Annotated in this window: 21 protein-coding genes; 16 read left to right on the top strand and 5 right to left on the bottom strand. The window is 64.4% G+C overall.

Features of this window, described 5'->3' with window-relative positions:
* Positions 1-140: 140 nt before the first annotated feature.
* A complete protein-coding gene (gene hpaI / locus ATC00_RS02385; protein ID WP_064251843.1) occupies positions 141-941 on the top strand; it encodes a 4-hydroxy-2-oxoheptanedioate aldolase in 801 nt (266 codons plus the stop codon).
* A gap of 3 nt (positions 942-944) precedes the next feature.
* Here the strand turns inward: hpaI and ATC00_RS02380 are convergent, their stop codons facing one another.
* Entirely contained in the window at positions 945-1,823 is an 879-nt protein-coding gene (locus tag ATC00_RS02380; RefSeq protein WP_064251849.1) for a GntR family transcriptional regulator, read from the bottom strand.
* A 251-nt stretch (positions 1,824-2,074) separates the two neighbouring features.
* Between ATC00_RS02380 and ATC00_RS02375 the strand changes: the two genes are divergently transcribed.
* From ATC00_RS02375 to ATC00_RS02300, 15 genes are all read left to right on the top strand, one after another.
* Positions 2,075-3,580 carry a UxaA family hydrolase gene (locus ATC00_RS02375; RefSeq protein WP_064251842.1) on the top strand — a complete coding sequence of 502 codons (1,506 nt, stop codon included), beginning with the start codon at positions 2,075-2,077 and terminating at the stop codon, positions 3,578-3,580.
* Between the two features lie 195 nt (positions 3,581-3,775).
* Positions 3,776-4,795 carry an aldo/keto reductase gene (locus ATC00_RS02370; RefSeq protein ID WP_064251841.1) on the top strand — a complete coding sequence of 340 codons (1,020 nt, stop codon included), beginning with the start codon at positions 3,776-3,778 and terminating at the stop codon, positions 4,793-4,795.
* Between the two features lie 202 nt (positions 4,796-4,997).
* Positions 4,998-5,987, top strand: coding sequence for an ABC transporter substrate-binding protein (locus tag ATC00_RS02365; RefSeq protein WP_064251840.1), 990 nt, complete (start codon positions 4,998-5,000; stop codon positions 5,985-5,987).
* 66 nt (positions 5,988-6,053) lie between these two features.
* Entirely contained in the window at positions 6,054-7,595 is a 1,542-nt protein-coding gene (locus tag ATC00_RS02360; protein ID WP_064251839.1) for a sugar ABC transporter ATP-binding protein, read from the top strand.
* A 36-nt stretch (positions 7,596-7,631) separates the two neighbouring features.
* Positions 7,632-8,609 (top strand): ABC transporter permease, encoded by a 978-nt coding sequence (locus ATC00_RS02355; protein ID WP_037390501.1) that lies wholly within the window; start codon positions 7,632-7,634, stop codon positions 8,607-8,609.
* A gap of 43 nt (positions 8,610-8,652) precedes the next feature.
* Positions 8,653-9,675 (top strand): zinc-binding alcohol dehydrogenase family protein, encoded by a 1,023-nt coding sequence (locus ATC00_RS02350; RefSeq protein ID WP_037390502.1) that lies wholly within the window; start codon positions 8,653-8,655, stop codon positions 9,673-9,675.
* Positions 9,672-10,508, top strand: a complete 837-nt coding sequence (locus ATC00_RS02345) for an amidohydrolase family protein (RefSeq protein ID WP_064251838.1) — start codon at positions 9,672-9,674, stop codon at positions 10,506-10,508. The genes ATC00_RS02350 and ATC00_RS02345 overlap by 4 nt, the downstream gene beginning before the upstream one ends.
* A 227-nt stretch (positions 10,509-10,735) precedes the next feature.
* Positions 10,736-12,010 (top strand): polyhydroxyalkanoate depolymerase, encoded by a 1,275-nt coding sequence (phaZ, locus tag ATC00_RS02340; protein WP_037390504.1) that lies wholly within the window; start codon positions 10,736-10,738, stop codon positions 12,008-12,010.
* A gap of 181 nt (positions 12,011-12,191) precedes the next feature.
* Positions 12,192-12,611, top strand: coding sequence for a DUF2852 domain-containing protein (locus ATC00_RS02335; protein ID WP_037390506.1), 420 nt, complete (start codon positions 12,192-12,194; stop codon positions 12,609-12,611).
* Positions 12,612-12,807: 196 nt separating this feature from the next.
* Positions 12,808-13,560, top strand: a complete 753-nt coding sequence (locus ATC00_RS02330; RefSeq protein ID WP_037390507.1) for a M48 family metallopeptidase — start codon at positions 12,808-12,810, stop codon at positions 13,558-13,560.
* A gap of 208 nt (positions 13,561-13,768) precedes the next feature.
* Entirely contained in the window at positions 13,769-14,443 is a 675-nt protein-coding gene (locus ATC00_RS02320; protein ID WP_037390509.1) for a phosphoribosylanthranilate isomerase, read from the top strand.
* A complete protein-coding gene (trpB, locus tag ATC00_RS02315; RefSeq protein WP_037390510.1) occupies positions 14,440-15,660 on the top strand; it encodes a tryptophan synthase subunit beta in 1,221 nt (406 codons plus the stop codon). The genes ATC00_RS02320 and trpB overlap by 4 nt, the downstream gene beginning before the upstream one ends.
* 5 nt (positions 15,661-15,665) lie before the next feature.
* Positions 15,666-16,505, top strand: coding sequence for a tryptophan synthase subunit alpha (trpA, locus tag ATC00_RS02310; RefSeq protein ID WP_037390511.1), 840 nt, complete (start codon positions 15,666-15,668; stop codon positions 16,503-16,505).
* 51 nt (positions 16,506-16,556) lie between these two features.
* Positions 16,557-17,471, top strand: a complete 915-nt coding sequence (gene accD, locus ATC00_RS02305; protein WP_037390512.1) for an acetyl-CoA carboxylase, carboxyltransferase subunit beta — start codon at positions 16,557-16,559, stop codon at positions 17,469-17,471.
* Between the two features lie 133 nt (positions 17,472-17,604).
* Positions 17,605-18,948 (top strand): bifunctional folylpolyglutamate synthase/dihydrofolate synthase, encoded by a 1,344-nt coding sequence (locus ATC00_RS02300; protein ID WP_064251837.1) that lies wholly within the window; start codon positions 17,605-17,607, stop codon positions 18,946-18,948.
* A gap of 101 nt (positions 18,949-19,049) precedes the next feature.
* On the opposite strand, the gene trxA is transcribed toward ATC00_RS02300, so the two are convergent.
* The 4 genes from trxA to ATC00_RS02280 form a co-directional block, all read right to left on the bottom strand.
* Entirely contained in the window at positions 19,050-19,370 is a 321-nt protein-coding gene (trxA, locus tag ATC00_RS02295) for a thioredoxin (protein ID WP_018236119.1), read from the bottom strand.
* Between the two features lie 81 nt (positions 19,371-19,451).
* Positions 19,452-23,021 (bottom strand): double-strand break repair helicase AddA, encoded by a 3,570-nt coding sequence (gene addA, locus ATC00_RS02290; RefSeq protein WP_064251848.1) that lies wholly within the window; start codon positions 23,019-23,021, stop codon positions 19,452-19,454.
* Positions 23,011-26,184: a double-strand break repair protein AddB gene (gene addB, locus ATC00_RS02285; protein WP_064251836.1), complete on the bottom strand. Its 3,174-nt coding sequence runs from the start codon at positions 26,182-26,184 to the stop codon at positions 23,011-23,013. The genes addA and addB overlap by 11 nt, the downstream gene beginning before the upstream one ends.
* 1 nt (position 26,185) lies before the next feature.
* Complete coding sequence (locus tag ATC00_RS02280) at positions 26,186-26,917, bottom strand: nucleotidyltransferase family protein (protein WP_064251835.1); 732 nt, start codon at positions 26,915-26,917, stop codon at positions 26,186-26,188.

Below are 26,917 nucleotides of genomic sequence, written 5' to 3'. Positions count from 1 at the left end.
AGGGCAGAAACAACCTGTCCAACGGAAGGGAAGAGACTTAGCCGATCGGCGGCCAATGCCGCTCAAAAAGCAACCGGACCCGAGGAAAAGCCGCCGAATAACGGTGTTTTCCCCTTGAGTTCTTTCATTGGAGAGCGTTCATGCCGGCCCCCACTAACCCCTTCAAAGCCGCGATCCGCGAAGGCCGTTTCCAGCTCGGCCTGTGGGTGGCGCTTGCCAGCCCCTATGCGGCTGAGGTCGTTGCCGGCAGCGGCTATGATTGGCTGTTGATCGATGGCGAGCATGCGCCCAATGATCTGCCGCTGCTCGCCGCGCAGTATCGCGCCATTGCCGGCCGCGGCAGTCATCCGATCGTGCGGCTGCCCGTCGGCGATACGGCCCTGATCAAGCAGGTCCTCGACACCGGCGTACAGACGCTGCTCATTCCGATGGTCGACACTATCGAACAGGCGCGGCAGCTCGTCCGCGCCGTCCGCTATCCGCCGCATGGTATCCGCGGCGTCGGTGCCGCCCTCGGGCGTGCGACGAATTTCGGGCGCATCACGGATTACTTGCAGAACGCCAATGACGAGATCTGCCTGATCCTGCAGATCGAGAGCCGGGCAGGGCTGGCCGCCCTCGACGAGATCGCGGCCTTGGATGGCGTCGATGGCCTGTTCATCGGGCCCTCGGATCTTGCCGCCGACATGGGCCATCTCGGCAATCCCGCCCACCCGGATGTGCGGGCCGCGATCGTCGATGGCTTCGCCCGGATACACAAGGCCGGCAAGGCCCGGGGCATCCTGACCCTCGATCCGGTGCAGGCGCGCGACTATCGCGATCTTGGGGCCGACTTCATGGCGATCGGCACCGACGTGACCTTGCTCGTCAGCGCGACCGAGCGGTTGCGCCTGGAATACCTCGGAGAGGTCGAGCCTGCGCGGACCGAATCCGGCTACTGATCTTTATGGTATCGACTGCAGCAGGGTCTCGCGCGCCGATTTCAGGTGTCGGCGGCAGGCCTGTTCCGCCTGCTTCGGGTCGTGCGACTGAAGAGCGGCGATATAGGCGAGATGCTCTTCCAGCGCCCGGGCATTTCGCTCGCGCGCATTCGACTTGTTCCACTGATAATGGTAGTGGAAGACGATAGCGATGATGTCGTAGAAATCGACGATGAAGCGGTTGCTCGACGATTTGTGCACCAGCAGGTGAAAGCGCTCGTCGAGTTCGGAGAACTCCCTGTAGCGGTTGTCGATGTCGGCGAGAATGTCGCGATGCAGCGCCTCGATCTGCTTCAGCTCCGCCCAGGCCGGGTCGTTCTCCGGCAGGGAGACGAAGCGGGCGGCCGAGCGGAGCTCGAACATTTCCCGCACTTCCGTCAGCTCGAGCGCGAATTCGCGGGTAAAGCCCTTGAGCACCCAATGACTGTTCGGCCGCTTCTCGATCAGCCCGAAGCGGCTGAAGCGGATCAGGAATTCGCGGACGCTCGTCGTGCCGGTACCGATCTCGCGCGCCAGTTCGAGCTCGTTGATCTGCATGCCTGGTTCCGCACCGCCCGCCAGAATCCGGCGCATGAAGCTGCGCTCGATGCGCTCGGCGAGCGAATCGGTTTCCTCGGTTGGGAAATAGTCGGATGGTTCCGGACGCCTCAGCACGATCTTCTGGCGCTTGTCCCAGCTGATGAGCTTCACCTCTTCGCACCGCGACAGGATGGCCCTGACCGTCGTGCGGCTCACCCCGAGCGCCTGGCCGAGCTCCGGTTCGGAAGGCAGCGCTGAGGTTTCCGAAAGCAGCGTGAGGCAGCGGTTGAAGGCATCCTTGAAGACGGTGTTCTGCTTCGCCATGGAATGATCCGGCCGATTGAAGTTTTGGGTCATCTAGCCCGGCAGTGCCGGTTTGTCTCGGGGTCCGATGAAGAATCCGCCGAGACACGTCTCTTCCTGCCTTTCCCATGCCCCCATCCGATGAGAGCATCGGCATCCTCGTTCTACGGCAGCATAATACCCATTGACGAAAATCTGTCTATTGTAGATAAAAGACAAACTAGAGGACACGGGGAGCCATCCCGTGAAAACCGTTCCGGGAGAGCCTGAGATTGTCCGCACCGTCTTCGATCCTTCTTTCGCCGGAGGATAACGTCGCCGTCGCCACGGTGGCGATCGAGCCCGGCGAGGCATTGCCCGGCGGGCAAAAGTCCGCGGCGCGCATCGAGGCCGGCCACAAGGCGGCGATCCGGCCGATCCCGGCCGGCGACCCGGTCGTCAAATACGCCCAGGCGATCGGCCGCGCCACCCGCGACATCGCCGCCGGCGAGCATGTGCATTCGCACAATCTCGCCTTCGACGAGGACCGGCTGTCGATCGGCGCGCCGGTGCCGCCGGAAGCCGCAAGTGCGGCCGACAGGGCGCGCACCTTTCTCGGCTATCGCCGAGCCGACGGCCGTGCGGCGACCCGAAACTATGTCGGCATCATCGCCAGCGTGAACTGTTCCACCACCGTCTGTCGCGCCATCGCCGAGGAGGCCAACCGGCGCATCCTGCCCCGCTACGAGGGCATAGACGGCTTCGTGCCGATCGTGCACGACCAGGGCTGCGGCATGTCGTCTTCCGGCGACGGCATGAAGAACCTGCACCGCACGCTCGCCGGCTATGCCCGCCACGCCAATTTCGGCGGCGCGCTGATGGTCGGGCTCGGCTGCGAGGTCAACCAGCTGACGCTCTACGGCCAGAGCGGTTCGGGCGCGGAAAAGCGGCATTTCAACATCCAGGAGGCCGGCGGCTCGCGCCGCTCGGTCGAGCGCGCCCTCGGCGTTCTCGAGGAAATCGCCAAGGAAGTGGCGACCGCCCGGCGCGTACCGATCCCGGTGAGCGAGATCATCGTCGGGCTGCAATGCGGCGGCTCGGACGGCCTGTCCGGGGTCACGGCGAACCCGGCGCTGGGCGCCGCGGTCGATATCCTTGCCGGTGCCGGCGGCACGGCGATCCTTTCGGAGACCTCGGAGATCTATGGGGCCGAGCATCTCTTGCGCAGCCGCGCCGTCAACGAGGCGGTGGCGGTGAAGCTCGACGGGCTGATCTCGTGGTGGGAGAATTACGTCGAGATGCACGGCGCCTCGCTCGACAACAATCCTTCGCCGGGCAACAAGCGCGGCGGCCTGACCACCATCCTTGAAAAGTCGCTCGGCGCGGTGGCAAAAGGGGGCCGTTCGCCGTTGACGGCTGTCTACAATTACGCGGAACGGGTGACAGAGCACGGCCTCGTTTTCATGGATACGCCCGGCTACGACCCGGTCTCGGCGACGGGCCAGGTTGCCGGCGGTGCCAACGTCATCGCCTTTACCACCGGCCGCGGCAGCTGCTTCGGCTGTCGGCCGGCGCCCTCGATCAAGCTGACCAGCAACACGGCGCTCTATCGGGCGATGGAAGAGGACATGGACATCGATTGCGGCGTGATCGCCTCCGGCGAGGCGACGATCGCCGATCTCGGCCGCCAGATTTTCGATCTGATCATCGACACGGCTTCCGGCCGCAAGACCAAAAGCGAACTTTTCGGTTACGGCGACAATGAGTTCGTCCCCTGGCATCTGGGGGCGACGCTTTAAAATGATTGGGGGTACGACTTTCGCCCCTCATCCGGCCTGCCGGCCACCTTCTCCCCGCAGGGCGGGGCGAAGGAGACGCGGGGCGCCAATCTAAGTTCCCTGTCCCGGCCTTAGGGGAGAGGGCTAGGGTGAGGGACAGAGGGCTGGCCCGCTCTGAATTGAGGACCCGCATCCTTGGAAGGGAGGAGACAAGGAATGCACACAAGAAAGATCGGCCGAACGGATTTGGCGGTAACCGAATACAGTTTCGGCACCGCGGGCCTCGGCGGCCTCTATCGCGAATGCACGCGCGAGGCGGCGATGGCGACCCTCGACGCCGCCTGGGGCGCAGGAATCCGTTATTTCGACACCGCGCCCTATTACGGACTCGGCCTTGCCGAGCGGCGGGTCGGCGATTTCCTGCGCGACAAGCCGGGCGACAGCTACGTGCTCTCCACCAAGGTCGGCCGCCTGCTTCATCCGGTGCCGGAAGACAAGGTGCCCGATTATTCCTACGTCAGGGCACTGAATTTCGATGTGACCTACGACTACGGCTATGACGCGATCATGCGCTCCGTGGAGATGAGCTATGCCCGTCTCGGCCTCAACCGCATCGATATTCTCTATGTTCATGACATCGGCGGCTACACCCATGGGGCAGCGAAGAATGCCGTATACCTCCGGCAATTGCTCGATTCCGGCCTCAAGGCGCTGGAGGAGCTGAAATCGGCCGGCGCCATTTCGGCCTATGGCTTGGGCATCAACGAGGTGCCCGTCTGCCTCGACGTGATGCGCCATGCGGATATCGACTGCATCCTGCTTGCCGGCCGCTACACGCTTCTCGATCGATCGGCGGTCGCCGAACTCATTCCGCTCTGCGAGAACAAAGGGACCTCGCTCGTTGTCGGCGGCGTCTTCAATTCCGGCATCCTCGCCACCGGCCCGGTGGAGGGCGCGCATTTCGACTATATGCCGGCGACGGAAGAGGTGAGGACGAAGGTTGCGGCGATGGAGCGGCTCGCTGGCGAGCGTGGTCTGCCGCTCGCCGCCCCGGCGCTAAAGTTCCCACTCGCCCATCCCCAGGTCGCCTCGGTCCTGCTCGGCACCGCCAAGCCTTCGAGCCTCGAGCGCAATATGGAATTGACCCAAAGGACGATAACGGCGGAGGATTTCGCCGCCTTCGAGCCCTTCACCCTCGTAGCGCCCGCGCTCGGAACGGAGGCCGTGAGGGTGTGATTTGCCCGCTGCCGGGAGCGGCGGGTGATGCTTCTTGCGTCTTGGAGGAACGCAATGAAGAGAATCAATCAAACAGGCTTGCCAATTCGACGTGCCTGCATTAGCGTTCCAAACTGTTTTTTATGGATAAAAGACGATACGCAAACACCTGGCGGATCGATCTCGATAACGGAACTAGGTGTGAATTGAGAGGAGAAACTTGATGAGCAATTCCAGACGCATTCTGTCCCGCCGCGCCTTCAGCGCGCTTGCCGGCGCAGCTTTTTTTGCCGCCCTGGCGCCCATGCCGTCCTTCGCGCAGGACGTCACCATCCCGATCATCGTCAAGGACACGACTTCCTTCTACTGGCAGATCGTGCTGGCGGGTGCCCGTGCCGCCGGCAAGGATCTCGGCGTCAACGTGCCGGAACTCGGCGCGCAATCCGAATCCGACATCAACGGCCAGATCAGCATCCTCGAGAACGCCGTCGCGGGGGCGCCGGCAGCGGTCGTCATCGCCCCGACCGAGTTCAAGGCGCTTGGCAAGCCGATCGACGAGGCGGCAAAAGCGGTTCCGGTCATCGGCATCGATTCGGGCGCGGATTCGAAGGCCTTCTCTTCGTTCCTGACGACCGACAACGTCCAGGGTGGCCGCATCGCCGCCGATGGTCTTGCCGCAGCGATCAAGGAAGCAACCGGCAAGGAAGAGGGCGAGATCGCCATCATCACCAGCCTGCCGGGCGTCGGTTCGCTCGACCAGCGCCGCGAGGGCTTCCTCGATCAGGTCAAGGCCAAATATCCGGGCCTGAAGGTGGTCGCGGACAAATATGCCGACGGCCAGGCGACGACCGGCCTCAACATCATGACCGACCTGATCACCGCCAATCCGAACCTCGTGGGCGTCTTCGCTTCCAACCTGATCATGGCGCAGGGCGCCGGCCAGGCGATTGCCGAGAACAAGCTCGGCGACAAGGTCAAGGTCATCGGCTTCGACAGCGACGAAAAGACCGTCGGCTTCCTCAAGGAAGGCGTTCTCGCCGGTCTCGTGGTGCAGGATCCTTATCGCATGGGCTATGATGGCGTGAAAACGGCGCTTTCGGTCTCGAAGGGCGAGAAGGTCGAGGCCAATGTCGATACCGGCGCCAACCTCGTGACCAAGGCCAACATGGCCGAGCCGAAGATCGACGCGCTGCTGAACCCGAAGGTCAACTGACCTGTCTTTGGCGCGACGGCCGGCGGAGGAGCCGGCCGTCGCGGACCGCCAAGCGAGGAGGGTGATATGACAGGGCTTCAAGAGGTCAGCCAGCGGCACGAGGACGAGCTCGAGGCGGCCGTTGCGAAGGGCAAGCCGATCCTGGAACTGCGTGGGCTGCAGAAGAACTACGGCGCCGTCCAGGCGCTGAAGCCCGCGACCATCACATTCCTCTCCGGGGAGATCCACGCGATCGTCGGAGAAAACGGCGCCGGCAAATCGACGCTGATCAAGCTCCTGACCGGCGTCATCCCGCGGACCGCCGGCGAAGTGTTCTGGCAAGGCGAGCCGGTCCAGCTTGCCAACCCTACCGAGGCGATCACCCGCGGCATCAATGCCGTCCACCAGGAGGTGGTGCTCTGCCCGCATCTGAGCGTCGCGGCCAACATGTTCCTCGGCGACGAGATGAATGGCAACGGCCTGATGCGCAAGCGCGCCATGACCGAAGCGGCCCAGGGCGTCCTCGACGATCTCGGCTTCAATCTGCCGGCCGACGCCACTCTCGGCAGCCTGACGATCGGCCAGCAGCAGCTGGTCGCGACCGCCCGCGCCGCCATGCGCGGCACGCGCTTCCTGATCTTCGACGAGCCGACCGCCTACCTGACCCGGCAGGAATCCGCCCAGCTTTTCCGGCTCATTCGCCGGCTGCAGGGCGACGGCGTCACCATTGTCTATATCAGTCATCGGCTCGAAGAGGTTTTCGAGCTTGCCGATCGGGTATCGGTGCTGCGCGACGGCACCCATGTCGGCACCCGCGACATATCGGAGACCAATGAGGCGGAGCTGATCGCGCTGATGATCAACCGCACCATCGAGCAGATCTACCACAAGGAACAGTTTGCCCTGGGCGAGACGGTCATCGAGGCGCGCGGGCTCTCTGGCCCCGGCTTCAGCGACATATCGCTCTCCGTCAGGGCCGGCGAGATCGTCGGGCTTTATGGCCTGATCGGCGCGGGGCGCAGCGAATTCGCGCTCGGCCTCTACGGTCGTCATCCGCTCAGCGCCGGAGAGGTGTACTGGCAGGGCCGCAAGGTTGCTATCGACAACGAGCGCAAGGCGATGGAGCTCGGCATCGCGCTTGCGCCGGAAAGCCGCCGCGACCAGGGCCTCTGCCTCAATCTGCCGATCGGCCTCAACATCAACCTGCCGGTCTTTCGCCGGTTGACGCGCGGATTAACGATCAACCGGGGCGAGGAGGCTGCCAATGCCGATCGCCAGATCCGCGATCTGCAGATCAAGACGCCGTCACGCCGCGTGCTTGCCTCCGCCATGTCCGGCGGCAACCAGCAGAAGATCGTCATCGGCAAATGGGTGAGCCACGGCGCGAAATTGTTCATTTTCGACGAGCCGACAGTCGGCGTCGACGTCGGCACCAAGGCGGAAATCTATCGGCTTTTCGCGCGGCTGCTGGAGAAAGGCGCGGGGATCATCCTGATCTCCTCCTATCTGCCGGAAGTCTACGAGCTAGCCGATCGCCTGCATGTTTTTCGGCAGGGGCGGCTGGTGGCAAGCCACGATTACCGCGCCGCCAGTCACGAGGATGTCTTGGCGCAGGCAATCAATGCGTGATCGTTTGAGAGTTGGAAGGACTGCAGGGAGGGCAGAATGAGTGTGGAAACGGTAGAAAGCGGCACAGGGCCTACGCCCAAAAGAGGGGTCAGCATCCTGTTCGGGCTGACGCTCCTCGGACTGCTGGTCGTCCTCTGGCTGCTCCTTGGTTTGGCGACGAGCGCCTTCTGGACGCCGAACAATATCAGCAACCTCCTGCGCCAGGGGGCGATGACGGCGATCCTAGCAGTCGGCCAGACCTTCGTAATCATCACCGCTGGCATCGATCTCTCCGTCGGCGCGGTTGTCGGCTTCACCAGCGTCATCGTCGCGTGGCTGCTGGCCGCCGGCGTGCCGCTCTGGCTGGCGCTTGTCGCGACGCTTTTGATCGGCGTACTGATCGGCGCCTTTCATGCCTTCGGCATCGTCCGCATGGGCCTGCCGCCTTTCATCATCACGCTTGCGACGCTGACGTCGCTGCGCGGCATCGGCCTCCTGATCACCAACGGTTCGACGATCTCGATCACCAACGAGGCCTTCACCAATTTCTCGCGTGCCGATTTTCTCGGCGTCCCGAGCCTCTTCTGGATGGTGATCGTCGTCGCGGTCCCCGCCTATGTCTTCCTGCATCTCAGCCGCTTCGGCCGCTATCTCTTCGCCGTCGGCTCGAACAGCGAGGCGGCGCGCCTCTCCGGCGTCAACGTCAACCGGACGATCTATCTTGCCTATATTCTGTCGTCGACCTGCGCCGCCTTTGTCGGCCTGCTGCTCGCTTCGCGCATCGGCATCGGCAACGCCACGCAGGCGGAAGGCTGGGAATTGCAGGCGATCGCCTCGTCGGTCATCGGCGGCACCAGCCTTTTCGGCGCCGTCGGCTCGGTGCACGGGCCGCTGCTCGGCGCCTTCATCCTGGCGACGATCAACAATGGTGCCAACCTGTTGAACGTCAACTCCTTCTGGCAGCGCATCATCACCGGGGTGCTGATCATCGTGATCGTCTATTTCGACCAGCTTCGGCGCCGGGGCTCGCGTTGAGCGGCGCGACCCGGTCATTCGCAATCGAGCTTGGGGAAGCGTCATGAAAGCTGTCGTTTGTGCGGAGCCCGGTCGTCTGGAAGTCGCCGATCGGCCTCGGCCGGCGGCGCCGTCTGAGGGGTGGGCCCGCCTCGCCGTCAACAGTGTCGGCATCTGCGGCACGGACTATCACATCTTCGAAGGAAAGCACCCCTTCCTCGAATATCCGCGCGTCATGGGCCACGAGATCTCCGCGACCGTGGTGGAAACCGGCCCAGACTCCCTGCTCCCGCTGGGAACGCTGGTGGTCGTCAATCCCTATATCTCCTGCGGGGCCTGCATTGCCTGCCGGAGGGGAAAGCCCAATTGCTGCACGGCGATCCGGGTTCTCGGCGTCCACACCGATGGCGCGTTCTGCGAAGAAATCCTCATGCCGGAGGAAAATCTCTATCCGGCAAACGGTCTTTCTCCCGGAGCCGCCGCGACGGTGGAATTTCTGGCGATCGGCGCCCATGCGGTGCGGCGATCCGGCGCTGCCCCCGGTGCCCGGTCGCTGGTAATCGGCGCCGGCCCGATCGGCCTTGGAACGGCGATCTTTTCGCGGATCGCCGGACATGAGGTGGCGCTTCTCGATACCAGCGCCGAGCGGCTGGCTTTCGCCGCGGGCGAGCTCGGCTTTTCGGGCGGCCTTGTCGCCGGTGAGGGACTGGAAAAGGCCGTTGCCGAAGCTACGGGTGGTGATGGTTTCGACGTGGTCTTCGACGCTACCGGCAACGCCGCGTCGATGGAACGATCCTTTGCCCATGTCGCGCATGGCGGGACCCTCGTCTTCGTCAGCGTGGTCAAGAACGACATCCGCTTCGCCGATCCGGAATTCCACAAGCGCGAGATGAGGCTGGTTGCGAGCCGCAATGCGACGCGGGCGGATTTCGACCACGTTATCGCCTCGATCGCCAGGGGTCTGGTGCCGGTGGACAAGCTCGTCACCCACACGACGACCCTAGAGCGATGCGTTGACGACCTGCCGCGTTGGGCGCATGACAAGGCCGGCCTTGTGAAGGCAATCGTCACGATCGGCGGCAAATGAGCTTCATCGACGCCCACCAGCACTACTGGACGCTCGGCCTTGGCCACAATGACTGGCCGGGCCCGGATCTTGAACCTATCTTTCGCGACTTCGGACCTGACGATCTGAAGCCCCATCTCAGCGCCGCAGGCATCACCCGGACCGTCCTCGTCCAGGCGGCGCCGAATGTCGCCGAGACCGAATTCCTGCTTGAAATTGCCGCGCGCGAGGAGATGGTCGCGGCGGTGGTCGGCTGGGTCGATATTCTCGCGGCCGACGCGCGTCTCGCGCTTCTGCGTCTGAAAACGCATCCGAAGCTCAAGGGTATCCGGCCGATGCTTCAGAGCATCGAGGAAGCCGCCTGGATTCTGCGGCCGGAAGCGATTGACACACTCGAAATGCTGCCGCGGTTGGACCTCCGCTTCGACGCGCTTGTCCAGCCGCGTCATCTGCCGGTGATCGCCGCGCTTGCCGACCGCCTGCCGGACCTCGCCATCGTCGTCGATCACGGCGCCAAGCCGTTCATTGCCGAAGGCAGGCTGGAGCCCTGGGCGACGGATATGGCGGCGCTCGCCCGCCGCCAGAATGTGCATGTCAAGCTATCGGGACTTGTGACCGAAGCCGGCGGAGGCTGGTCCGTCGAGCGCTTGCGCCCCTATGCCGCCCATCTTCTCGACGTTTTCGGTGCCGAACGGGTGATGTTCGGCAGCGACTGGCCGGTTGTACTGCTCGATGCCGACTACGCCGGGTGGTTCTCAGCTGCTCAGGCATTGACCGCGCACTGCACGGAAGCGGAGCGGCAGGCGATTTTCCTGGGGACGGCAGCCCGATTTTACGGAATTTCCGCTGCCTGAGGTACGAACGTCATAGCGCGACAGGCCCGCGCAATGTTATCTCAATAAATTAGTAATATGAATCCCGTGGGAACTGGCCCCAAAAAAACGAGGGGGTTCTGTTTGTTGCACTGCACAAGAAAAGTGGTAGTCTGACAGCGATTGCGGACACCAAGGACAAATACTCGCAAGGCTTGCGTCGGACCTGGGAGCGGCGCCGGATTGATTGAAACAAGGGGTACGCGCCCATGTTCTACCAGCTTTATGAAATGAACCATGCCATGATGGCTCCATGGCGCACGGCGGCGGACGCCATGCGGCTGGCCTTCAAGAATCCGATGAATCCCGTCTCGCACACCTATTTCGGCCGCGCCGCGGCGGCGGGGCTGGAAGTTTTCGAACGTGCCACGCGCCGCTACGGCAAGCCGGAATTCGGCCTGCCGGAGACGGTGGTCGACGGCCAGACCGTGCCGGTGCGCGAAAAAATCGTCTGGCGCGCGCCCTTCTGCAATCTCATCCATTTCGAACGGTCGCTGCCGAAGGGACGGACGGCGGACCCGAAGGTGCTGCTGGTCGCACCCATGTCCGGCCACTACGCGACCTTGCTGCGCGGCACCGTCGAAGCGCTGCTGCCGCATTCCGACATCTACATCACGGATTGGCTCGATGCCCGCATGGTGCCCTTGAGCGAGGGCACCTTCGATCTCGACGACTACATCGATTACGTCATCCAGATCCTGCACCATCTCGGCCCCGATACCCATGTGATCGGCGTCTGCCAGCCCGCCGTGCCGGTTCTCGCCGCGGTCGCGCTGATGGAGGCGGACAATGACCCGCTCTCGCCGGCATCGATGACGCTGATGGGCGGCCCGATCGACACGCGCATCAACCCGACCGCAGTCAATCAGCTCGCCGAACAGCGGCCGGTCGAATGGTTCCGCGACAATGTCATCATGCCAGTGCCGTGGCCGCAGCCGGGCTTCATGCGCATGGTCTATCCGGGCTTCCTGCAGCTTTCGGGCTTCATGTCGATGAACCTTGACCGCCATCTGGTCGCCCACAAGGAGTTCTTCGCCCATCTCGTCAAGAACGACGGCGATGCCGCCGACAAGCACCGCGATTTCTACGACGAATATCTCGCTGTCATGGATCTCACGGCGGAATTCTACCTGCAGACAGTGCAGGTGGTGTTCATGCAGCATGCTTTGCCGAAGGGCGAGATGATGCATCGCGGCAAGCGCGTCGATCCGACAGCGATCCGCAAGGTGGCGCTGTTGACGGTGGAGGGCGAGAACGACGACATTTCCGGCGTCGGTCAGACCCAGGCTGCGCAGACGATCTGCACCAACATTCCGGAGCACATGCGTCAGCACTACATGCAGCCGGACGTCGGACACTATGGTGTTTTCAACGGCTCTCGGTTCCGCGGCGAGATCGCGCCGCGGATCGTCGCCTTCCATCGCCAGCATTCGCGCCACTCGAGCCCGGTGAAACAGATCATCAAGGGCGGCAAGTCGGCCTAGCGCCACCTAGTCCCGCCCGTGCGGCTGCGGCCATTTGCCTTCTGCGGCAGCGATTTGCTGCCGCAGAGTCAAGGGTTTGTCCGATTCCCATGCGGCGCATCTTGCAGTCCTCTTTAGTCTTTCCCACATCGTTTTCATCGGGCCGCAACGGGCGGTCCGCTGACTGCGAGGAATACTGAAGATGAACCAATCTGCATTGATCCGTCCGGACTGGACGCCTGCGACCATTGCATTGATGGTGCTCGGTTTCGTGGTGTTCTGGCCGCTCGGCCTGGCGATGCTCGCTTACATCCTCTTCGGCGACAAGCTGAAGACCTTCAAGAAGGACGCCAACGACAGCGTGGACCGCATGTGTTCCGGCTTCCGCCGCAATCACCGCGGCCATTGGGCCCACCATCGGACCGGCAATGTCGCCTTCGACGATTGGCGCGAGGCGGAACTGGCCCGGCTCGACGAGGAGCGCCGCAAGCTCGACGAGATGCGCGAGGAATTCGACGCCTATGTCCGCGAGCTCCGGCGTGCCAAGGACCAGGAGGAATTCGACCGTTTCATGCGCGAGCGCAGGAACGGTCGCCCCGGCCCGGCACCAGAGACCGCCTGAATGATAGAATGGCGTCCCGGCGTTTCACATGAAACGCCGGGACTACAGCGCCGCGCGGCTCATCGGACGCGCAAAGGTCGCTGTAGCACTGTGAATTGCTGCATGTCTTTGACCCCTTAAATCGAGGTCGATTCAAGGGGACAAAGACATGCAGTAGGCAGCTGCCAGCGGACGGCGAATCGGCTAGAAAGGCCTCATGTTTCCTTCCTTCAAGCGCCGCGGCAGTGAAACACGCCCCGACGTCACGCGTGACATCGAGGTGGCCGGCAAGCGCCTGCCCTTGACCATCCGGCAGAACGCACGCGCGACGCGGATGACCTTGCGCATCGAGCCGGGCGGGCGCGCTCTGAAACTCACCGTTCCCGAAGGCCTGCCGGAGCGCGAGGTCAGCGCATTCCTCAGCCGCCACCAGGGCTGGCTGTTGACCAAGCTCGCGCGCTTCTCCGGCGAGAGCGAGCTCGAAGACGGCGGAACGATCTTCATTCGCGGCGTCGCCCATCGCATCGAGAGGACCGGTCGGATTCGCGGCCTTACCGAATCCGCTATCGTCGACGACGAGGCGGTGTTGCGTGTCGGCGGCGCGGAGGAGCACCTGCGCCGGCGGATTGCCGACTACCTAAAGAAGGAGGCGCGCTTCGAACTGGAGCGCCTCGTCGCCGTCTATGCGGGCCGGATCGGCCGCCGCGTGCGCTCGTTGAGCCTCAAGGATACCCGCAGCCGCTGGGGCTCCTGCTCCGCCGAGGGTGATTTGAGCTTTTCCTGGCGGATTGCCATGGCGCCGCCGAAGGTGATCGCCTATCTGGCGGCCCATGAGGTCGCCCATCTCCAGGAGATGAATCACGGCCCCGATTTCTGGGCGCTCTGCGAGAAGCTTTGCCCGGACACCAACGACGCGAGGCGCTGGTTGAAGCGCAACGGCACCATGCTGCACGCCATCGATTTTGGCTAAGCTCACCGTTAAATTTGGCCGATGGTGCCGAGAAGGGACTGGGACGGTGCAGTCGCGGCAGCGGGAGGGGCATGCCACGCACTGAGGCCGCGTTCGTCGAAGCTGAATTCCGCCGACTGAAAATGCCTGCCACGGTTCCCTAAGATGACGCACTGCAAAGCAATGGTTTTGCTCGACTCGGACGGCATTTCGTGCAAGGTCGCTTGCCATGAAAACGGAAGTGAAAATATGTGGACTGAGGACCGCGGAGGCGGCGGAGCATGCAGTCGCGCTCGGGGCTTCGCATATTGGCTTCATCTTCTTTCCCAAGAGCCCGCGCAACATCGAGCCTGACGACGCCGGCCGGGTGGCCGAGCGTATTCGCGGCCGGGCGAAGATCGTCGCCGTCACGGTGAATGCCGACAATGACGATCTCGACGAGATCGTTTCCTCGCTGAAGCCCGACATCCTGCAGCTTCACGGCTCCGAAGATCCGGATAGGGTTCTGACGATCAAGGCGATCTACGGCCTGCCGGTCATGAAGGCGCTGTCGGTCCGCGAGGCCTCCGATCTCGAAAGGATTGATGCTTACGTCGGCATCGTCGATCGTTTCCTTCTCGATGCCAAGCCGCCGGCGGGGTCCGAATTGCCTGGCGGCAATGGTGTCTCTTTCGATTGGAGGCTGCTCGACGCGCTTGACGGGAGCGTCGATTACATGCTTTCCGGTGGGCTGAATGCAGAAAATATCGGGGAGGCACTCGCGCTGACCGGCGCCAGCGCCATCGATACATCCTCCGGCGTCGAGAGCGCGCCGGGTCTCAAGGATTTGAAGCTCATGGATGCGTTTTTCGATGCGGTACGCCGCGCCGAAGCCGTAGTGCCACGATCAGGGAGCAAGACGTGAATCAGCCGCTAAAACCGAACTCCTTCAGGGCTGGACCGGACGAGGACGGCCGGTTCGGTATTTTCGGCGGCCGTTTCGTCGCCGAGACGCTGATGCCGTTGATCCTCGATCTCCAGGACGAATGGAACAAGGCTAAGGACGATCCGGCCTTCAAAGCGGAACTCGAACAGCTCGGCGCCCATTATATCGGCCGGCCGAGCCCGCTTTATTTCGCCGAGCGCCTGACGGCCGAACTCGGCGGCGCCAAGATCTATTTCAAGCGCGAGGAGCTGAACCACACCGGCTCGCACAAGATCAACAATTGCATCGGCCAGATCCTGCTCGCCAAGCGCATGGGCAAGACCCGCATCATCGCCGAAACCGGTGCCGGCCAGCACGGCGTCGCGTCGGCGACCGTCGCGGCCCGTTTCGGCCTCCCCTGCGTCGTCTACATGGGCGCCACCGACGTCGAGCGCCAGGCGCCGAACGTCTTCCGCATGAAGCTTCTCGGCGCCGAGGTGAAGCCGGTGACCGCCGGCCACGGCACCCTGAAGGACGCCATGAACGAGGCGCTGCGCGACTGGGTGACGAATGTCGACAGCACCTATTACCTGATCGGCACGGCCGCAGGCCCGCATCCCTATCCGGAGATGGTCCGCGACTTCCAGGCGGTCATCGGCCAGGAGGCGAAGGAACAGATCCTTGCCGCTGAAGGCCGCCTGCCCGATCTCGTCATCGCGGCGGTCGGCGGCGGCTCGAACGCCATCGGCATCTTCCACCCCTTCCTCGACGACGAGGGTGTCCGGATCGTCGGCGTCGAAGCGGGCGGCAAGGGGCTTGATGGCGACGAGCACTGCGCCTCGATCACCGCCGGCTCGCCGGGCGTGCTGCATGGCAACCGCACCTACCTGCTGCAGGACGGCGATGGCCAGATCAAGGAAGGCCATTCCATCTCGGCCGGCCTCGATTACCCGGGTATCGGTCCGGAGCATGCCTGGCTCAACGATATCGGCCGGGTTGAATATGTGCCGATCATGGATCATGAGGCGCTCGAAGCCTTCCAGACGCTGACGCGGCTCGAAGGCATCATCCCGGCGCTCGAGCCGTCGCATGCGCTGGCCGAGGTCATCAAGCGGGCGCCGACAATGGGCAAGGATGAGATCATCCTGATGAATCTCTCCGGTCGCGGCGACAAGGATATCTTCACCGTCGGCAAAATTCTGGGAATGGGGCAGTAAAGAGTATGACCGCACGCATGGAGCAGAGGTTCGCCGACGTCGCGGCGGAAGGTCGCCCGGTCCTTGTCACCTATTTCATGGGCGGCGATCCGGATTTCGAAACGTCGCTGGCGATCATGCAGGCGCTGCCGAAGGCCGGTGCCGACGTCATCGAGCTCGGCGTGCCCTTTTCCGATCCGATGGCCGACGGCCCGGCGATCCAGCTTGCCGGCCAGCGCGCGCTGAAAGCCGGGCAGACGCTTGCCAAGACGCTCGACCTCGCCCGCCGCTTCCGGGCTGAGGATCAGCGCACCCCGATCGTGCTGATGGGCTATTACAATCCGATCTACATCTACGGCGTCGAGCGCTTCCTGGACGACGCGGTCGAGGCGGGTGTCGACGGGCTGATCGTTGTCGATCTGCCGCCGGAAATGGATGACGAGCTGTGCATCCCGGCGTTGAAGAAGGGCATCAGCTTCGTCCGTCTGGCGACGCCGACTACCGACGACCGCCGTCTGCCCAAGGTTCTCGAAAACACCTCCGGTTTCGTCTATTACGTCTCGATGACCGGCATCACCGGTTCCTCTCTGCCCGATCCGTCGCTGATCGCCGGTGCGGTGGCACGGATCAAGTCGCATACGCAGCTGCCCGTCTGCGTCGGCTTCGGCGTCAAGACCGCCGAGCACGCGCGGGTGATCGGCGCCTCGGCCGATGGCGTCGTTGTTGGGACGGCGATTGTCAACCAGATCGCCTCGAGCCTGACGGAAAGCGGCAAGGCCACCGACGCGACGGTGCCGGGTGTGGAAGCTTTGGTTCGAGGGCTTTCGGCCGGCGTGCGTGCGGCGCGTCTTGCGGCGGCCGAATAATCGCCCATATTGGCGCGCAGGAGCCGAGGCACATCGTCAGGAGTCTATGAAGTGAACTGGATCACAAACTACGTTCGGCCAAAGATCAATTCGATGCTCGGCCGCAGGGAAGTTCCGGAGAACCTCTGGATCAAATGCCCTGAAACCGGCGAGATGGTGTACCATCGCGATCTCGAAGAGAACAAGTGGGTCATCCCGCAGTCCGGCCATCACATGAAGATGCCGGCCAAGGCCCGGCTAAAGGATCTCTTCGACGGCGGAATCTACGAAACCCTGCCGCAGCCGAAGGTGGCGCAGGATCCGCTGAAGTTCCGCGATTCGAAGAAATATCTCGACCGTCTGCGCGACAGCCGTGCCAAGACCGAGCTCGAGGACACGATCGTCGCAGGCCTTGGGCTCGTCCAGGGCGTCAAGCTCGTCGCCGTCGTGCATGAGTTCAACTTCATCGGCGGTTCGCTCGGCATGGCGGCCGGCGAGGCGATCATCAGGGCCTTCGAAAAGGCGATCGCCGAGAAGTGCCCGCTGGTGATGTTCCCGGCCTCAGGCGGCGCCCGCATGCAGGAAGGCATCCTGTCACTGATGCAGCTTCCGCGCACCACGGTTGCGGTCAATCTGCTGAAGGAAGCGGGCCTTCCCTATATCGTCGTGTTGACCAATCCCACCACAGGCGGCGTCACCGCATCCTACGCGATGCTGGGCGACATCCACCTCGCCGAACCGGGTGCGGAGATCGGCTTTGCCGGGAAGCGGGTGATCGAGCAGACGCTGCGAGAAAAGCTCCCGGACGGCTTCCAGACCTCCGAGTATCTTCTCGAGCACGGCATGGTCGACATGGTCGTCAAGCGCCACGACCTGCCGGCGACGCTTTCGCGGTTGCTGAAGATCCTGATGAAGAAGCCGGCGGAGGCCGCGAGGCGCGAGAGCGGCTCCCAGGTCTCGGCCTTGCCGCTCGCAGCCCGGGCGTAGACGCCCGTCCCACTTCTATTCGCCATTAAAGCCCCGCGCGTCCGTTTGACGCCCGGGCGTCGCTTAAGTGATTTGATTTGCTGAAATTCCGGTCTAAGGAATCATGCGCGGATCAATTTTTCGAGGCAGGAACATGGCGGCGGCACAGGTCAGCGAGGCGGCGCAGGAGATCGAAAAGCTTCTGGCCCTGCATCCCAAGGGGTTTGACCTGTCGCTCGACAGGATCACGCGGCTGCTGGCCGCGCTTGGCAACCCGCAGGACCGCCTGCCGCCGATCATCCACGTCGCCGGCACCAACGGCAAAGGCTCCGTCACCGCGTTTTCGCGGGCGATCCTCGAAGCGGCAGGCCTCAGCGTCCATGTGCACACGTCTCCCCACCTGGTGAACTGGCATGAGCGTTATCGGCTCGGCGTCAAGGGCGGCAAGGGTGCGCTCGTCAGCGACCCGGTCCTCGCCGATGCCGTGCGGCGCGTGGCGCAAGCCAATGCCGGCCAGAAGATCACCGTCTTCGAAATCCTGACCGCCGTCACCTTCCTGCTTTTCGCGGAGCACCCGGCCGATGTTGCCGTCATTGAAGTCGGCCTCGGCGGCCGCTTCGACGCGACGAATGTCATCGCCCGCCCGGCGGTTTCCATCATCATGCCGATCTCGCTCGATCATCAGGCCTATCTCGGCGACCGGGTGGAGCTGATCGCCGCAGAAAAGGCCGGAATCATGAAGCGCGGCTGCCCGGTGGTGATCGGCCATCAGGAAGAAGACGGCGTGCGCGAGGTGCTGGTCGAAACGGCCGAGCGGCTTGGCTGCCCGATGTCCGTCTACGGCCAGGACTTCATGGCGCATGAGGAGTTCGGCAGGCTGATCTTCCAGGACGAGAACGGCCTTGCCGACCTGCCGCTGCCGCGCCTGCCGGGCCGGCATCAATATGCCAATGCAGCGGCGGCGATCCGTGCCGTCCGGGCGGCCGGTTTCGATTTGCCGGAGGCGGCGATCGAGAAGGGCCTGGCCGGCGTCGAATGGCCCGGACGTCTGCAGCGGCTTGCCGGCGGCAAGCTTTCGCATTACGGGCCGCCGGCCGCCGAGATCTGGGTCGACGGCGGCCACAATCCCGGCGCCGGCCAGGTGATCGCCGAAGCCATGGCCACCTTCGAGGAGCGCGATCCGCGGCCGCTGTTCCTGATCATCGGCATGATCAACACCAAAGATCCGATCGGCTACTTCAAAGCCTTCCTCGATCTCGCCGAGCAGGTCTTCACCGTGCCGATCCATGGTTCGGACGCCGGAGTTGACCCGGTGGCGCTCGCCGCCGATGCGGCCTCAGCCGGTCTCGAGGTAAACGCCGCGTCATCGGTCGCGGAAGCTCTGGGTCTTATCGCCGAGTTGACCGAAGATGACCCCGCGCCGCCGCGCATTCTGATCGGCGGCTCGCTCTATCTCGTCGGCGACGTGCTTTCCGAGAACGGCACGCCGCCGCGGTAGTGCAGCGTGAGGGGCACTTCGCGGCTGAGGCCGCCGCTGTCAACAAGAAAAAAGCCCGGCGAGCCGGGCTTTTCATTATCAATTATCGACTTGGCGCCAGTTCAGACGGCGTTGGAGATCCACGAACTGAGCGCGGTCTTCGGCGCGGCGCCAACCTTGATGTCGGCGACTTCGCCGGCCTTGAACATGGCGAGCGTCGGAATCGAGCGGACGCCGTATTGGGCGGCCAGTTCAGGGTTTTCATCGATATTGAGCTTGGCGACCTTGACCTTGCCGGCAAGCTCGGTGGCGATCTCTTCGAGGCTCGGGGCGATCATTTTGCACGGGCCGCACCATTCGGCCCAAAAGTCGACGACGACCGGCTCGGCGGAATTCAGGACTTCTTTCTGAAAATTGGACGCATCGACTTTCACAGTTGCCATCGGCTGCTCCTTCGGAATGGCATTGTCCAGATATTGTGCCTCATGTGAGGCCTCGCCACTGGATTTTCAATATCGTGTATCTCACTTTGTCGCGAGCTCTTCAAGGCTCCCGTCCAGCATAGGATCGGGAAGCACCCGCACCGCCGGACCCTCCGTGAAGATCAGCACGCAGCGGAATTGCTTGCCGGGATAAAGGGGTTTGAGCAGTTCGCGGTAAATGGCGAGTTGCCGCCGGTAGACGGACGGAACCTCGGCGATTGACGCCGGCACGTCGCGATTGGTCTTGTAATCGGCGATCGTCACAGTGTCGCCGGCGACCGCCAGGCGGTCGAGCCGGCCGGATACGGCGAATTCCTGACTGCCGAGCTTGAGCGTTCCCATGACGGACACTTCTGCGCGACTCTGTTCGCTGAAAAGTGGCTGCAAATCCGGATGCTCGAGCACCTCCATCACGGCCCGGCTGAGCGCCTGCCGTTCATTCTCCGGCCAGCGTGGCACGGCCCGGCTGAGGTAACGCTCCGCCGCGTCCCGGCGCTCGGCGCCGTCGATCGTCGGGAGCACCTGCAGCAGCCGATGCAGGATCGCACCGCGCAGCATCGAGAACTTGGGCGCAGTCTGTGCTGCAAAGAGAGCCGAGCCGACGATCGTCTCTTGCTCCGGATCGTCGATCGCCACGCTCGTTCCCGACGGGGCAAGCGGTCGCGGCAGCCGGCGCTGCGGCGGCAAGGGGGTGAAGAGCGCCCGCGGCAGATCGGATGCTGTCGCTGGCGGCTTGCTCTCCAAGCCGCCCCTTGCCGGGATGGTAACCGGCACATGCGCTTCGCGCCAGGCATGGCCCTTCCACTCCTCGCCCCCGGCTGAAAAGACCATCGGCGTCGCCCGGCCTTTCGGATCATGCGCCAATGTGCCTTGAACCATCGCATGCCAGGTATCGAGGTTCTGCCGCTGGCCGCGATAGCCGCAGACGATCAGCCGATCCGCCGCGCGCGTCATGCCGACATAGAGGAGGCGGCGATATTCTTCCTCGGCCAGGCGCTTCAGCCGCTCGTTGTCGGCGGCGATCAGCGAATTCGACGCCGAGCCCGGTGCACGCCAGACAGGCAGGCTCAGCATCGTACCGTCCATCTGGGGCTTCTCCAGGAGGCGCAGGTCCGAGACTTGCTGGCGGACGAATGCCTCGCCGCCGCCGTCGACCAGGAAGACGACCGGTGCCTCGAGGCCCTTGGCGGCATGCACGGTCATGACGCGAACCTCGTCGCGTTCCTTGTCCTGCTCGCGCTTGACCGTCGGCGCTTCGATCTCGAGCGTCGAGACGAAGGCCTGCAGGCCGGGCAGCCCGCTTCGCTCGTGGTCGAGCGCAAAGGTCAGGAATTCGTCGAGGATGTCGCTGACCTCGCTGCCGAGCCGCGCCAGGAAGGCACGCCGGCCGCCATGGGCGCCGAGCACGCGGGCATAGAAGTCGTGCGGCAGCAGGTTGCGGGCAAGCTCGCCATAGCCGGCGAGGGTGCGCACGACCCGGTGATATTGGCTCGTCTCATCCGCACCGAGCTGTTGCAGCCGCCGCCAGAGACTTTCGCCCTCGGCCCGGCGTGCCGCGAGTTCGAAGACATCGTTCTCGCCGAGATCGACGAGCGGGCTCTTCAGCAGCGCCGCGAGCGACAGATCGTCCTCCGGCAGAAGCACGAAGCGGCCGAGCGCCAAAAGATCCTGGACGGCGATATGGTTGGTCAGCACCAGCCGGTCGGCGCCCGCGACCGGAATATTGCCGCGACGCTTCAGCGCGCGCGTCTGGGCGTTGACGAAGGCGTCGCGCTTGCGCACCAGCACGATGACGTCGCCAGGCCGCATCGGCCGCCGGACGCCCTTTTCGATCACCGTCTCCTTGCCGATCCAGTCCTCGAGCACGGCGGCGATGCGCCGGGCGAGAATGTTGACCGGCGCCCGCTCGGGCGTCGCATCGAAGGGAGCCGTCCAATCCTCTTCGGCACTCACCGGCTCGGGCGCGATCATGTCCCAGATGTCAACGGCGCCGGGGTGTCCGATCCGGTTGGAGGCGTGCACGATCGCTTCGCTGCGGGCGCTCAAGCCCTTCGCATTGCCCGGATTGGCAAAGACCGTATCGACGGCGGAAAGCACGTCGACCGTCGAACGGAAGGAAAGCTGCAGCCGGATGGGGCTGAAATACTTGTTACCGGCCCGCACACGGCGCTCGGTCAGGATGCTCTCGCGCGAGAATCGCTCGGGACGCGCGCCCTGGAAGGAGTAGATCGACTGCTTTTCGTCGCCGACCGCAAAGATCGTCCGCTCGTTGGCGCGCGCAGTTTCGCCGGCGAAGAAATCGGCAGCGAGCGCCTGGATGATCGTCCATTGGGCGGGGCTCGTGTCCTGTGCCTCGTCGACGAGAATGTGGTCGATGCCCTGGTCGAGCTTGTAATGGACCCAAGCGCCGACATCGCTGCGCGAAAGCAGCGCGGCCGTGCGGTTGATCAGGTCCTCGAAATCGAGTTGGCTGCGCCGCTTCTTGAGGTCTTCGTAGTCCCTGTTGAGCCGTTCGGCGAGGATCAGCGCCGCGCGCGTCGCCTCGTACATCCGCACGATGCTGAGCCGGTCGGCGCAGGTTGTGATGTGCTTGCGCGCCTCTTCGACCAGCGGCGCCAGTTCAGGCGCCTGCGCCAGCATTGCCTTGTTGAAGAAGGCCGAATCCGCCTTCGGCTTGCCGCCGCCGTTGGAGAACACGCCGAGGAGCCCGGCAAAGCGCTCCTCCGCATCGGCGGCCTCGCGGGCCGCCTTCAAGCCCTCTGCGATCTCCCCCGGTTTCACTCCGCCAAGGCTCAGCGCGAGCTCGATATAGCGCTGAAGCGCCGCGCCGTTGAGGCCGGCAAGCGGCCAGGCTCCGGCCATCACGCTCGCGGTTGTCTCCCCCGGTGCAAGGCCGAGCGCCGCTCGCAGGTGCTTCTCCCGCCCACCTTTTACGGCGGCGCTGTCGAGAAAGGCCTGGGTCGCCGCGCGGTTCGCCACGATCGCCTCCAGCAGCTTTTCAAGGCCGGTATCGTCGGCGAGGTCGAGAACGGTGGCGAAGGCATCCGCAAGCTCGCCCTCGTCCTCGGCGGCGGTGGCCGTCAGCAAGGCGCGGCGCGCATCGGAAAGCAGCACCGCCGCGGCCCGATCGTCGAGGACGGAAAAGTGTCCCGCCACGTTCGCCTCGAGCGGAAACTGGTGGAGCAGCGCTTCCGAAAAGGCGTGGATCGTCTGGATCTTCAGCCCGCCCGGCGTATCGAGCGCCTTGGCAAAGAGCCGCCGCGCCTCCTCAATCTTGGCGACGGAGGGCCGCGTGCCTTCGATCGCCTCGATGCGCATCGCCAATTCGCCGTTATCGAGCGTCGCCCATTCGGCGAGGCGTTCGAAGATGCGGTTCGACATCTCCGAGGCGGCTGCCTTCGTATAGGTCAGGCAGAGAATGGCGGAAGGCCGGCAGCCGGAAAGCAGAAGCCGAATGACGCGCTGCGTCAGCACATGCGTCTTGCCCGACCCGGCATTGGCCGAAACCCAGGCCGAGCGCGCCGGATCCGAGGCAAGCGATTGCCGCTCGGTGGTCCAGTCGAGCCACGCCTTGGGCGTCCTCTCCTCCGGGCCGAAAGCCTCATTCCTCATCATCGTCCTCGCCGTCAGCAGTCGCCCATTCGGCGACGCGCGCCAGGTGATCGTATTCGCCGCCATGGTCCCGTTCCTTCTGAACGATCAGGCGGGAGGCGAAACCATAGCGGCCGCTGGTGAGCGCCGCGAGCAGCTTCCTGAGTTCGGCAAGCGATTCCTCCGCCAGTTGCTCAGCGGTCTTGGTCTCCTTCGACTTGCTGTTCTCGTTGTTGACGGTATCGACGGCAAAGCGGCTGCCGGGTTTCAGGCGGACATAGCGCAGCGAATGCGGCAGGGCCGCTCCGATGGTGGCAAAGGCGCCCGCCTTGAGGGCGGCCGCTTCGAGGGAGAGCTGCGGGTCGAGCAGCGCCCGCGCTTCCCGGGCCGAGGGGCTGGAGCCGGTCTTGTAGTCGATGATGTCGACGGTGCCGTTAGCCAGCCGGTCGAGGCGGTCGGCAATGCCGGTCAGCCTGATATCCGAGATGCCGAGTTCCATTGCAGCGGGGACTTCGGTGTAGGACTTGACGAGGCCGGGCCGGCGCTCCCGCTCCCAGGAAAGAAACGCCCTTGCCACAGCTTCGAAGCGCGGCCGCCAGATCGTGTCGATGTGCGCCGGCAGCTTCTCCTCGTCGAAGGCTTCCCGGATCAGCCGCGTCATGGCCTCCTGCCCCTCGCTGCAGGCGGGATCGAAGCCACCTTTGACGAAGCGGTCCACGATCCGGTGGTAAAGCAGGCCGCGTTCGGCAGCACCCGGATCGCGGTTGAAGGTATCGATCGGCTCCAGCCGCAAGATGCGGCGCGCATAGATGGAATAGGGGTCGCGGCGAAGCTTCGTCACTTCACTGAAGGAATATTTGCGCGGCTGCACTTCGACCGGCGGCTTCGGCTGCGGCCGCTCGCTGAGCGGCTGGCGCTCGCCGTCGTCGAGGATGCGCATCCAGTGAAGATAGCTCGCGCCATTCGCCTTGAGCTGCTTGGTGAGTGACTTGCCGCCAAGCGCCTGCAGCCGCTGCAGCCAGCGCGAGGCGACGGTCGGCGCCGAGCCCTGGCGCATGGAGCGGGAAAGGATGAGGCGGCGCGTTCCGCAGGCCATCTGGAAGTCATGGGCGAGCTGACCGATGCGCCGCTCGGGCGGTTCGAGGCCGATGCCCGATTTCATCGTCCGGGACAGGAAAGGGTCGTTCGAGGTCTGCCCCGGCCAAGTGCCTTCGTTCATCCCGCCGAGCACGACGAGATTGACGCTCTGCAGGCGCGATTCCAGCGCCCCGAAGATGAAGACGCGGGGGTGCCGCATGGATCGAGGTTTCACCGCTTCGCTGGCGGCAAGCGCCTCGACGATATCGCACCATTGCCGCCCGTCGGCCCCCATCTGCCCGTCGGTCTCGATGATGCCGCGCAGAAGCGTCGCCAATCCTTCGCCGGCTTCCGATCCCCAGAGGCCGCCGAGGCTGCCGCGCTCATCCATGGCGACGGCTTCCAGGGCGCGGCCCGTGCGCTCCGCCCAATCGGCGAGTGTCAGCACCGTCGTGTGGTGGTGACCGCTTTCCGCGCTGCCGGCGATGGTGCTCGTCAGCGGCTCGACAGCCGCGGAAAGTCGCCGGGCGAGTGCCCGCGCGAGATCGATATCGCTTTGGCCGAGGCCGCCGCGCCAGGGTCTCGGGTGGCGCTCGGTGCGCTGCCTGGCGAGTGCGCTGTCGAGTACCGTCTCGAGAGCGGAGATGTCGGAAACGTCGGTACCGCCGCGTAGCGCCACGAGCTCCAGCACGTCGGCGGCACGGCGCGCGGCTTCCGCCGTCTGGCCGAGCCGGGCGAGCGGATGCTTGAGCAGCGCGACCAAAGCCACCGGATCGTCGGGCCTGAGGGTCGCCTCGAGGAGCAACCGCGTAAGCCCGCCCGCCGCCGTTGTCGAGAGCGGAACGCCGGCGGAATCATCGGCTTCGATGCCGAAGCGGGCGAGCTCCGCGCCTACCCGCCGCGCAAGGCCGCGATCGGGCGTGATCAGCGCCGCCTGGCTCTCTTCGTCGTCCTCGAGCGCCAGCCTCAGCGCAATGGCGATCGCGGTCGCCTCCTCGCGCTCGTTCGCCGCTTCGATCAGCGCCACCTCGGCGAAGGCCGCAAGGAGCTTCTCCGGCTCAAAATTCTCGCGGGCCTCAGTCCAGCCGTCGGTGGCTTCGGCCGGCAGCAGCGCCCGCGACAGGACCAGGGCGCGATCGCCGAGGTCGTCGTCCAGTGATCCCAGCACCGGCACGTCGCGACGATCGATACGCATGCGCTTCAACAGACGGTGCAACCCGTATTGCGGATGCGTGCGGCTTGCCGGATCTCTTGTGCCACGCCCAGCTTCCTTTCCGATCAGCTCCCATTCCGCGTCGCTCATCATGAGGTCGAGGCCGGGAAGCACGATCGTGCCGTTCGGCAGCGCCTTCACCGCGGCGATCAGCGCCGCCGTCGCCGGAATCGAGCCCGTCGAACCGGCGATGATGATCGGCCCGCCTACCTTGCCGGCGGCGATTCGCTGCGTTTCGGCCTTGAGCATGGAGTTGCGATGGCGTGCCGGCGAGGACTGCTTGAGCTCGTTGAGCCGCTCCGGCCAATAGGTCCGGGCGATCTTCAGGAAGGCAAGTGTCAATTGCCACCAGAGCGCATGTTCTCCGGCATCGAGCCCGTCGAGCGCCTCCCAGTCGAGCTCTTCCGTCTCGATCGCATCGATGAGTTCGGCGAGATTGCGCGCCAGCCAGATGGCGTCGGCCGGGCTTGCCGGTGCGATCAGCGGGCTTTCGGCATGGATGTCGAGGACAACCTGCGGCAGGCGGTTGCGCCAGGCGAGAATGAGGCGGCCGAGCTCGATCAGCCGCGCGGTGCCGGAAAGCGGCGGCGCAAGATCGAGGATCGCCGGCATCTCGGCGTCGAAGAAGCCGCTGTCGTCGTCGGTCTCGCCGAGTGGACGGATCACCGGCAGGATCGCCGAGCGGCCGCCAAGCAGATCGACGAATTCCGAGCGCAGCACGCGGGCCGCACGCCGGGTCGGGACGAAGATCGTCACGCCGGCGAGCGCCAGCGGATCAGCCGGTTCGTATCGGAAGTTCGGCGTCAGCACCCCGTCCAGGAGCTTTTCCGCCAGCGTCTTCAGGAAAGGCAAGCCGGCAGGAATCGTGAAGACGTTCGTGGTGGCGCCGGGCACCTTACCCTCCCGGTTCGAAGCGCCGGACCAACGCCTCCGCGTCGTCGATCGCCTCAGGCGTGCCGACTGTCAACCACTGGCCGTCGAGCATCAGGCCGAACAGCCGTTCCCTGGCGATCGCCCGGTCGAAATAGATGTTGAGGTTGAATGCGTCGCTGGGTGCATCGGCGAAAAGCCGCGAGTTCATGGCGATGGCGCCAGCATAGACGACCGGATTTTCCATGCCTTCCTCGTAGCGCTGCAGCCGTCCATCCTTGGACAGCGAAAAATCCTTCTTGCCATTGTGCCCGGTCGTGTCCTCCAGACGCACGCAGAGCAGCGCCATGTCCATGCGCCCGGCATCGAAGAACGCGGCGAGCCGCTGCAGGTTGCAGGGTTGCCCGGCTTTCTCGCCGACCCAGAAAAGATCGGCGTTCATCACCAGCACCGGCCCGTCGTCGAGCAGCTTCAGGCCCTTGGCAAGGCCGCCGCCGGAATTCATGAGCGTATCGCGCTCATCGGAAATCAGGATGCGCGGCGCCTCGCGCCGTCTGAGATGGGCTTCCATCTGATCGGCGAAGTGATGGACGTTCACCGCCGCCCTGGTCACACCGGCGGCTGCGAGCAGGTCCAGGACATAGTCGATCATCGGCTTGCCGGCGATCCGGACGAGCGGCTTTGGCAGTGTATCGGTGATTGGCCGCAGGCGGGTGCCCAGTCCGGCCGCAAGCACCATGGCGTTGGTGATGGGCAT

This window comes from Sinorhizobium americanum (assembly GCF_001651855.1).
Lineage (GTDB): Bacteria > Pseudomonadota > Alphaproteobacteria > Rhizobiales > Rhizobiaceae > Sinorhizobium > Sinorhizobium americanum.
This window is presented reverse-complemented; position numbering and strand designations above follow the sequence as displayed.